Below are 9,093 nucleotides of genomic sequence, written 5' to 3'. Positions count from 1 at the left end.
GCCCAGCCGAATTTGGCGTGAGCGAAGCCAAAGCATCCTTGCGGTGCTTGAGAAAGAGGCTTTGGCTACGGCGCTATGAGGGAAGCGCCAGACCCGGGTCAGATGGCGTTGCGGTGGAACTCGGCCCGCCAGTGGAGGAGGGCGCTGTGCTTGGTGATGCCGGCGGTGCGCTTCTGGGCTGCGCGGGCGGCGACGATGTGGTGCTGCTCGGTGGCCATCATGGCCAGGTGCAGGCGCTGCTTGATGGCTCGGCGGCGGGCGGCGTTGCCGTTAAGGCGGTCAGCGATGGCAGTTACAATCTGGTCTGCACGTTTCGCGGCCCTGGAAAAAATGCGCTTGGTCATGGTACATTCACTCCTATTGGCGAGTTGGTCCTCGCTAATTCCCACGTGATTCGTCATGCTGGGTCCTGTTGCTAGGGTTGGTCCCCTGGCAACATCCGATTGGGGTGGTACCCCAGTCCTTCAAAGCCCGCCTTGTGCGGGCTTTGTCGTTCTTACGCGCTGGTCAGGCGCCTCACTTCTGCCCTGGTCAGGGGCCGGGTCCTGTTGCTGGTTGTCGAAATTTGGTCGGAGATACAGGGATCGAACCTGTGAAGCCCTCATCCCAAATGAGGTGGCATACCGCTTGCCTAATCTCCGATGTTGCCGGTTACCTGATCCGGCGACCGCTAGCATCCAGTTAAAGGCTGTAGCCCGGTCGGTTCGTTGTGCGCTCACCTTCCAGCAAGCTCGGTTCGGATAGGCGCGCCATCGCGTGCTGTTACGAACTAGGCGGAATCGATGACAGGTGCCGCCTCATTACCCCTTGTCACCCTTCCCAAGACCTTCACCACGATTGGCCGCCTTCCACGCTGCCCCTTGTTGTTTTGGTCTTGGTCGTTCTCTCAAGAGGACGATGAGAGAATCGTAATCTTTAGTGAACGACTGGTCAATGTCGATCTCTAAAATAAACGATATTTTTTTTGAGCAACAAAAAACCCGCAAAAGCGGGCTCGGGGAAGTGTAAGAGTGTGACGGTAGGGGGGGAAGGGAGTGTTACTTGATTTCGCTGCGCCTCAGTTCAGACAACTTACCAAGCACGATAGCCTCACTGGATGTCACTGTGCCAAGCCTAGGATCATCTACACCGTAAACCCACCCATCAATTCCTGACATCGCCCTTAGCAGGCGTGCTTGGCCGCTCTTTTCCAGCCTAATCAGCATTACTGCGCCCTCTTCTGGGGTGCGATCGGCGAGGCTGAATATGCAGATATCTCCGGCCACAATGCCAGACTTTGAGAGATGATCGTTTGTAGACTCGATGGCGATGCTGTGACTTTGGTTCTCAGCCACCACATACCGCCCGCTATCCATGTTCGGCAGCATATCCGTTGCCAGATTTCCCACGTCAGCCAGGGTCCAGACCGGCACCTTATCCGAGTTGAACTGAATGTCGTTCAGCAGATCACCACTGCTGCGGCCGGTGTATAGCCATATGGGATCAACCTTGAGCACCCTGGCAATGGAAATCAGGGATGACACTCGCATTTCACGATTCGGGTTATTGATGGTGTTGCTAATCACGCTCTTGGATAAACCGGTACGGCGCGCAAGCTCAGACATGCTGATATTCAGCTCTTGCAGCTTTTCCTCAAGGCGTTGCCCGAAAGTTTTCATCAATAACCCCTTGTTCTCTTTAGAGACTAAATTGTAATTCCTTGGCCGATCACTTTGGGCGACGAAGAAGGTTGACATCGTTCTCTATAGAGGACACCATTTGCATGTCACCATGAACAGGACCCAGACCAATGAAGAAACATGAAGTAATCGGCTATTTCGGCAATATGGCCCGCGCCATGAAAGCGATCGGCATCTCCCGTAGTCTTGCCGTGAAGTGGGGGGAGGTGATCCCTGCCCAGCATGCAGTCAGCTTTGTCATCGCCAGCAACGGCGAGCTGCGGCTGGGCCTGGAGGATTACCCCCTGATCAAGGAGCAGGACCACTCTACCCAGCAGGCCGCCTGACCACCGGCCAGCTTTTCTATCCAACACAGAGGACCAACCCCATGGGAAGAGTAACGCTCCCCGATCATGAAAATATGAGCACCCGCTCCCCGCTGCGAGTACGTGGCACCCCAGCCCAGCGCCAGGTATGGCAGGAAGTCGGCGCCGAGTGTGGCATGACTGAAACCGCATTTGCCCGCACCTCGCTGCTGATCCTGCTCCAGGCCATATCTCAGCATGAGCCCGGCATCTTGGCGAGGGCCGTCAAACGGGCCAATCGGAGCTTGCTCGAGCAGGGATTTCCGCCCGTGACCGTCGAGGAGATCCTGGAGGGCTCCGGCCTGCCCGAGCGCGGCCTGCTCCAGTTCAGCCAAGAAGACGAGACCGCCTATAACGAGGAGCGCCCCCTGCGCCCCCTGCAAAAACTCATCAACTTCGTCCTCGGGAGGTAACCCCATGACTATGCAACACCGTCCGCCGCGCCCGGCATCCCAGCATGTCAGTGATCGGGACAACATCGTCTTGAAGGCCGTCATGCACGAACTGGCCCTGGCCCTCGACGAGCCGCTGATCTCGACCGCTCACGCAGCCGGCACCGACCGTCAGGCTGTTCGTCTGGCCCGCGAGCTCGAAGCCCGCACCCTTGAACGTGCCGAGGCACAACCCAGCGCATAGGCAGTACCTGCCCGCCTCACCACCGGGCAGCAACACCACAGGACCCAACAATGACCAATTCAACCATGGCCCATGGGGGCCACCCCTTGCCGCACTCTTTGCCGCATGACCTCGACCATTGCCCTCAGTGCGGCAGTGAGCTGCGATCCGGCACTGACGGTTACACCTATGAGTGCCCCGCCTGTGAGTACACCGAGCAGGAGGTGCCCCATGCGTAAGTCACAAGTCGCCTCAATCTGCCGCCACACCTTCAACCTGTTCGACGAGATCGTCGTGGACAACTTCGCCGGTGGCGGTGGGGCGTCTACCGGGATCGAGATGGCACTGGGCCGCAGCCCGGAGATCGCCATCAACCACGACCCAGACGCGATCTCCATGCACACCGTCAACCACCCTGACACCGAGCACTATTGCGAATCGGTGTGGGATATCGTGCCGCGCGATGTAGTGGCGGGCCGCCCGGTCGGGCTCGTCTGGTTGAGCCCAGACTGCAAGCATTTCTCTAAAGCGAAGGGCTCGACCCCGGTCAGCAAGAAGATCCGGGGCTTGGCGTGGGTCACTCTGCGCTGGGCCGCCACGGTACGCCCCCGGGTGATCATGCTGGAGAACGTAGAGGAGTTTCAGACCTGGGGCCCGCTGCTGATCGACTCTGAGGGCAACGCTCGCCCGGACCCGGCCAAGAAGGGTCGCACCTTCAACAGCTTCATCAACGCCCTTCGCCGCCAGGGATACCGAGTGGAGTGGCGCGAACTGCGCGCCTGTGACTACGGCACCCCCACTATCCGCAAGCGCCTGTTCCTGATTGCTCGCCGGGATGGCGCCCCCATCGTGTGGCCTAAGCCGACCCATGGCGATCCCGCCAGTGCTGAGGTGAAAACCGGGAAGCTGCTGCCGTGGCGGACCGCAGCTGACATCATCGACTGGTCAATCCCGTGCCCCAGCATCTTCCTCACCCAAGAAGAAGCCAAAGCCCAAGGGCTCAACGTTAAGCGGCCACTGGCCGAGGCTACGATGCGCCGGATTGCCAAGGGGGTGGAGCGGTTCGTCATCGACGCCGCCGAGCCGTTCATCGTGAACACTCGGAATGGCGAACGTGAGGGGCAGCAACCCCGCGTCCGTGGGATAGACCAGCCACTTTGGACTGTTACGGCTCAGGGATCGCAAGGGGCTATTTGCATCCCGAAGCTCGCCCCCTTCATCACCGAGTTCGCCAACGCCAGCAATCAGCGCAACATGCCTGCGGATGAGCCGCTGCGTACCATCTGCGCCGAGGTTAAAGGAGGGCACTTCGCCCTGGTATCGCTGGAGTTGCAACAATTTGCAGATACGTGGTTTGAGTGTGGCGTTTGCCACAACATATATCAGGACAAACATGAACTTGGCTGTGACTGTGGGGAGGGCATCAACAGGAAGCCGGCAACTTTAACCCAGGTAGAGGCTGCTTGCCCGGACGATAGCTGGAGCTATAACGGCAATTTATCTGCTCAATTTATCGCTCGCCAGTTCGGCAACTCTGTCGGCCAGTCAGTGGAAGACCCCTTGGGGACTGTCATGGCCAAGGCCGACAAGAGCCAGTTGGTCACCGCCTTCCTAGCCAAGCATTACACAGGCGTCGTGGGTGCCGAGCTGACCCAGCCGCTACCGACCGTCACCACCGTTGACCACAATGCTCTGGTGACCAGCCACCTGGTAAAACTGCGCGGCACCTGCCAGCACGGCCAGCAAGTAACCGAACCCATGCCCACCGTTACCGCCGGCGGGCTGCATATCGGTGAAGTTCGGGCCTTCCTGCTCAAGTATTACGGGACAGATTCGGCCATCCCCTGCTCCGAGCCACTGCATACCGTGACCACCCGGGATCGGTTCGGTCTGGTCACCGTGCGCGGCGAGGATTACCAGATCGTCGATATCGGGATGCGCATGCTGGAGCCGCACGAGCTGTTCGCGGCCCAAGGGTTCCCGGCCGACTACGTGATCGACCACGACGCCACCGGCAAGAAGTTCACCAAAACCGCGCAGGTGGCCCGCTGTGGCAATGCTGTTTGCCCGCCACTGGCTGCCGCCCTAGTGCGCGCCAATCTGCCTGAGATGTGCGCAGATGCGCAGGAGGAGGCAGCGTGAGCGCCGTTATCAAATTCCCGGGGCCCAGTGCCCCACATAACCCCCCTCAGAAGGAGGCCCGTGTGGTCGCAGATCTTGATGATGGGTTCACCCGTGTTGCCAATGAGCTGTTGGATGCGCTGATGCGCACCAAAATGAGCGGCACGCAGAGTCAGGTGGTAATGGCGGTAATCCGTCAAACCTATGGCTACCGCAAGGCGAAGGATCGCGTTCATACCGGTTATCTGGCTGAGCTGACAGGCCTTCATAGTAATCGCATCAAGGATGCGGTGGTGGAGCTGGAGAAGCGCAACATCCTGAAGATAGAGCGGGGGAGTGGCATCTTCTTCATGGTGGCGGTAAACAAGGTCATTTCTGAATGGATTTCGGACAAAATTGAGTCCAGAGATGCCGCGCGGAAATCCGTGAAAGCATCACGGAAATCCGTGAATAAAATCACGGAAATCCGAGATTCGAATCACGGAAATCCGTCCACAACAAAAGAAAACTACAAAAGAAAGGAACAGATAAAGATCTCTTCGTCGAAGAACGCTGACGCGCTCCCCGACGCTGGGGGCGATGAGTCGGTTTCTCCTCCCGCCGAGAAGGTCCGACCCGATGCCGCCATCCAGACCCCTAGTGGCAAATTCTGGGGAACTCAGGACGACCTGACCGCAGCCGAGTTCATCCACGGCAAGGTGCTCGTGGTGAACCCGACGGCCAAGGCCCCCAACTGGGCGCAGTGGGCGAACGATATCCGCCTGATGCGCACCCAACTGGGGTACACCCATCACGAAATCTGCTCGCTGTTCAAGTGGGCCAACCTCGACCCGTTCTGGTCAGCCAACGTGCTGTGCCCCAAGACTCTGCGCAAGCAGTGGGACAAGCTCACCGCCAAACGTGCCGGGGTGGTGCGCCAGCCAGCGCGCGGCGACGAGTGGGATCTGACCAAGACCATGACCGCAGACAAGCTCAACCAGTTGATTCAGGAGGGGTACTGATGACCATGAAACCGTTGAGTGAGGTCCTGGCCAGCATGCCGAGCGAGCTGCCGACCGTGCCGGTTCGCCCGGTGGCTGCGGTGGTAACCGAGCAGGATACCCAGGTGGTCGCCAAGCTGTTCGAGCAGCTCAAGGTGATCTTTCCTGCTTGGCAGCGGGCTTTCCCCAATCCCGAGATGCAAGCCAGGGCGTTGCGAGAGTGGACCGTGGCGCTGGTCGAGGCCAACTGCACCAGCCGTGATCAGCTGAGCCAGGGAATGCGCACTGCACGCAGCCAGGGTGGAGAGTGGTTTCCGAGCACCAGCAGGTTTATCCGGTGGTGCCAGATCACACCGGAGTCGCTGGGGCTGCCGACGCTGGATACTGCACTGGTCGAAGTGCGAACCCGCCGGTTTACCCATCCTGCGGTGGAACTTGCGGCCAAGGCGACGAGCTGGGAGCGCCAGACGTTGAGCCTTGACGCCTACCGCCCTGTGTTCGAGCAGGCCTACGCGCAGTTGCTTCGTCGTGTTGTCGCCGGGGAGGACCTGGGGGCCCAGGTGCGCAAGGGGCTGCCGACCAGGGAGCAGATCCAGCACAGCCCCGAGTTTTACCAGCAGACCGGCCAGCGCGGCGTGGAGAGCCTGAAGGCGCTGTTCAAGCGGGGAGGGCTGGCCAATGTTCAATCCTGATGTGAGTGCCGCAGTCGTGGCTGCGAAGTTCTGTCGGGTGGTGATCTACTCCGCTGTGCGGGGCTGGTGTGGGGAACGGATGCAGCTCGAGGTGGCCGACGAGATCGATGCGCTGGGATACACCGATCAGCAGCGTGGCGCAGGGCATTGGTTGGTGCAGAGCACGACGCCGGAGCGAGTGGCGGAGGAAGCCGCACGGCTGAGAGCCGCGCCAGTGCTGGTGTTGCGGTGCGATGCTTCGTTTGGGGCTGTGGATAACTTAGAAGGGGAGGGCCTTGCCAACCAGTGACACAGGGGGTAGCGCCCCTTACCATTGCCAGTGCCGGACCTAGACCACCCGGCTTTGAGTAACCAAAGGACCCAGACCATGACCAAACCGCATACCCGAGATCTATCCATCGCGACCCAGTTGGGGCGTGTTATCGCCGTCATGAGCGACGGCAAGGCCCGCACCCTGCGCGACATCGAGCGCGAGTGCTGGAGCCGCTACGGCCACGCTGACACCCAGGCCGCCATCAGCGCCAGACTGCGCGAAGTCTGCTGCCACGGCTGGGAGAAGCACTCCAGCAACCAGACTATCGACGGCAAGCAGGTGTGGCATTACCACCTGACCCCGTTCCCCACCACCGATGCCGTTGCAGCCAAGGCGGTGGCGGCATGAGCTTGTTCTCCACCACGTTCAGCATGGCTCGCCAGCTCGGCGCCCCACTGCGCTTGCAGGTTCGCCTTGCCATGCTGGCCGGCATGCGTGCCTGGGTTGGTCCTTCTCGCTCGCCAATCGCACTGAAAAACCGCAGCTGGCCAGCATCGAACCCGCGCAATGACCGGTTCGGAGCCACCAAACGCGCCGCCCGCCGTCGCCGCAACCAAGCCAAGCGGGGGTGAAGGTGAGCGAATATCCAAAGCACTTCCTGCGCAGCCCGGAAATCCGGGCCCGCGCCTGCCAACTGGTAGCAAGCCTGCCGGTTGACCAGGACAAGCCGCTGGTTATCGAAATCAAGGAGATGACCCGCAGCCTGGCCCAGAACGCTCTGTTTTGGGCGGTAATGACCGACATCGCCGAGCAGGTCAACTGGCACGGCCGCAAGCTCGCCAAGGAGGACTGGAAGCATGTGCTCAGCGCCGCCCTGTACCAGCAGGACGTGGTGCCGAACCTCAACGGGGACGGCTTCGTGGTGCTGGGCAAGTCCACCTCCAAGATGACCGTGCGCGAGATGCGCGACCTCATCGAGCTCGCCCAGGCTTTTGGCGCTGAGCAGGGCGTGAAGTTCGGGGATGAATCCCGCCGAGGTTTCGACTGGGTGGCGGCCTACGGGAGAGCGGCGGCATGAGCAAGACCAAGGCTGATAAGCAGTGGTTGGATGATGTGAGCTCGCTCGGCTGTATCGCTTGCCGCAATGCCGGGTATGGTGCCACGCCAGCGGAAATCCATCACGTGCGCTCTGGGTCTGGCGTGGCCCAGCGCGCCGAGCACACCCGGGTGCTACCGCTTTGCCCGCGACATCATCGTGCCTGCTACCCCACAGGGTTCCACGCCGCCCCGCGTTCCTGGCAGCAAGAGCACGGCAGCGAGGAGACCCTGCTGGAGCAGGTGGCCAGAGAAGTCACCGAACTGCGAAAGAACACCATCGGGAGGGCTGCATGATCCACCTCACCGCCCTCGATGCGGCCCGGTTGCTGGGTCGCAGCCCGAAGGTCAGGAGCGCAGCCAAGCTGGTGCGCAAGGCCCAGCAGGTCACTTCCCTGCACGACAAGGTGCTGGCCCAGCTTGTTGGTTTCCCTGACCCGGCCACCGAGCTGTTGTTCCACCCCAAGCGCAAATGGCGCTTCGACTACGCCTGGGAGGAGCAGAAGCTCGCCCTCGAAATCCATGGCGGGATCCACTCCGGTGGCCGGCACACCCGGGGGAGGGGGTTCGTAGAGGACCGGACCAAGATGAACGAGGCCACCTTGCTCGGGTGGACCGTGCTGGAAGTTACCCCGGAACACATCAAATCCTGCCAGTTGCGCGCTTGGCTGCTCGCCGCTTTCAATCAGGACCCAGACCAGAGGACCAAACCATGACCCACGCTATCGAAATGGCTCTGCGCCTTTTCTCGCCGAAAGGTGCACTACATGAACCCTCGTCCGGTCGCTCCAGCACGCTGGGGAGAGAGGAGTTTCTGGGAGCCCTGCAGGTGGCCGCAAAGAGCAACCCGCAAGGGCTCCAGTTCCTCATGGCCGACCACCTGGGGGACGAGCAGGCACTGGCTTCGCTGCTGACGCACTTCAGCACCACGCTGGGCTGCGAAGAGGCCGGTGGTATGGCCATGGCTATCCTGCTGCGCCGCCCCCTGTCTGAGCAGCTGGAGCACTTGGTGCTGTCTCACCCGCACTATGACAAGGAGCGCCGCCGGGCCGCCGTGGTGATGGAGAAGGCCAAGCGAGCTCACCGCGGTGGCAATGGCCACGAGTACCAGCGCCTTCTGGCCGAGCGGAACGCGATCTTGTCTCTCGCCCACGACCACTGTGTCGCCGAGATGCTGCAATCCGGCCGCTGCCCGCACTGCAAAGGGACTGGTATCCGCCCCCGCAAGGGTGACGAGTGCCCGAAGTGCCACGGCACCGGGCGAGTGGTACCCCATGCCGATATGGTCGCGCGCCGGTTCGGGCAGGAGATGCG

General features: G+C 61.1%; 15 protein-coding genes and 1 tRNA gene. 13 read left to right on the top strand and 3 right to left on the bottom strand.

Annotated features, from left to right (window positions below):
* Positions 1-98: 98 nt before the first annotated feature.
* The 3 genes from AB5Y80_RS17020 to AB5Y80_RS17010 all read right to left on the bottom strand — a co-directional run bounded on the left by AB5Y80_RS17020 (position 99) and on the right by AB5Y80_RS17010 (position 1,736).
* Positions 99-344, bottom strand: a complete 246-nt coding sequence (locus AB5Y80_RS17020; protein ID WP_106887162.1) for a hypothetical protein — start codon at positions 342-344, stop codon at positions 99-101.
* Positions 345-566: 222 nt separating this feature from the next.
* Positions 567-641: transfer RNA gene (locus tag AB5Y80_RS17015), tRNA-Pro, on the bottom strand.
* Positions 642-1,037: 396 nt separating this feature from the next.
* Positions 1,038-1,736, bottom strand: coding sequence for a helix-turn-helix transcriptional regulator (locus AB5Y80_RS17010; protein ID WP_341722482.1), 699 nt, complete (start codon positions 1,734-1,736; stop codon positions 1,038-1,040).
* Positions 1,737-1,789: 53 nt separating this feature from the next.
* On the opposite strand from AB5Y80_RS17010, the gene AB5Y80_RS17005 reads away from it, so the two are divergent.
* The 13 genes from AB5Y80_RS17005 to AB5Y80_RS16945 form a co-directional block, all read left to right on the top strand.
* Positions 1,790-2,005: a Cro/CI family transcriptional regulator gene (locus AB5Y80_RS17005; RefSeq protein WP_180911589.1), complete on the top strand. Its 216-nt coding sequence runs from the start codon at positions 1,790-1,792 to the stop codon at positions 2,003-2,005.
* A 41-nt stretch (positions 2,006-2,046) separates the two neighbouring features.
* The gene (locus tag AB5Y80_RS17000; RefSeq protein ID WP_114522630.1) at positions 2,047-2,436 is read left to right on the top strand and encodes a hypothetical protein; all 390 of its coding nucleotides are present in this window, start codon (positions 2,047-2,049) and stop codon (positions 2,434-2,436) included.
* 4 nt (positions 2,437-2,440) lie between these two features.
* A complete protein-coding gene (locus AB5Y80_RS16995; RefSeq protein WP_210601766.1) occupies positions 2,441-2,659 on the top strand; it encodes a hypothetical protein in 219 nt (72 codons plus the stop codon).
* A 210-nt stretch (positions 2,660-2,869) separates the two neighbouring features.
* Entirely contained in the window at positions 2,870-4,780 is a 1,911-nt protein-coding gene (locus AB5Y80_RS16990) for a DNA cytosine methyltransferase (RefSeq protein ID WP_368173234.1), read from the top strand.
* A 62-nt stretch (positions 4,781-4,842) separates the two neighbouring features.
* On the top strand, positions 4,843-5,760 hold the full coding sequence (locus AB5Y80_RS16985) for a replication protein (protein WP_368173233.1): 918 nt from the start codon (positions 4,843-4,845) through the stop codon (positions 5,758-5,760).
* The gene (locus AB5Y80_RS16980; protein WP_064339877.1) at positions 5,760-6,431 is read left to right on the top strand and encodes a replication protein P; all 672 of its coding nucleotides are present in this window, start codon (positions 5,760-5,762) and stop codon (positions 6,429-6,431) included. The genes AB5Y80_RS16985 and AB5Y80_RS16980 overlap by 1 nt, the downstream gene beginning before the upstream one ends.
* On the top strand, positions 6,418-6,720 hold the full coding sequence (locus tag AB5Y80_RS16975) for a hypothetical protein (RefSeq protein ID WP_368173232.1): 303 nt from the start codon (positions 6,418-6,420) through the stop codon (positions 6,718-6,720). Before AB5Y80_RS16980 ends, AB5Y80_RS16975 begins: the two co-directional genes overlap by 14 nt.
* A gap of 78 nt (positions 6,721-6,798) precedes the next feature.
* Positions 6,799-7,092, top strand: a complete 294-nt coding sequence (locus AB5Y80_RS16970) for a hypothetical protein (protein WP_368173231.1) — start codon at positions 6,799-6,801, stop codon at positions 7,090-7,092.
* On the top strand, positions 7,089-7,316 hold the full coding sequence (locus AB5Y80_RS16965) for a hypothetical protein (RefSeq protein WP_368173230.1): 228 nt from the start codon (positions 7,089-7,091) through the stop codon (positions 7,314-7,316). Before AB5Y80_RS16970 ends, AB5Y80_RS16965 begins: the two co-directional genes overlap by 4 nt.
* 2 nt (positions 7,317-7,318) lie before the next feature.
* Positions 7,319-7,762, top strand: a complete 444-nt coding sequence (locus AB5Y80_RS16960) for a recombination protein NinB (RefSeq protein ID WP_368173229.1) — start codon at positions 7,319-7,321, stop codon at positions 7,760-7,762.
* The gene (locus tag AB5Y80_RS16955; protein WP_324037918.1) at positions 7,759-8,076 is read left to right on the top strand and encodes a Ref family recombination enhancement nuclease; all 318 of its coding nucleotides are present in this window, start codon (positions 7,759-7,761) and stop codon (positions 8,074-8,076) included. Before AB5Y80_RS16960 ends, AB5Y80_RS16955 begins: the two co-directional genes overlap by 4 nt.
* Positions 8,073-8,495, top strand: coding sequence for a hypothetical protein (locus AB5Y80_RS16950; protein WP_368173212.1), 423 nt, complete (start codon positions 8,073-8,075; stop codon positions 8,493-8,495). Before AB5Y80_RS16955 ends, AB5Y80_RS16950 begins: the two co-directional genes overlap by 4 nt.
* Positions 8,492-9,093, top strand: a 602-nt coding sequence (locus AB5Y80_RS16945; protein ID WP_368173213.1) for a TIGR02642 family protein, incomplete at its 3' end; no start/stop codon positions are given. The genes AB5Y80_RS16950 and AB5Y80_RS16945, both read left to right, overlap by 4 nt.

Origin of the sequence: Aeromonas sp. R2-1, from assembly GCF_040908425.1 — a bacterium.
Lineage (GTDB): Bacteria > Pseudomonadota > Gammaproteobacteria > Enterobacterales > Aeromonadaceae > Aeromonas > Aeromonas caviae.
The sequence above is the reverse complement of the archived record's forward strand: the minus strand, read 5'-3'. Positions and strand labels throughout refer to the sequence as shown.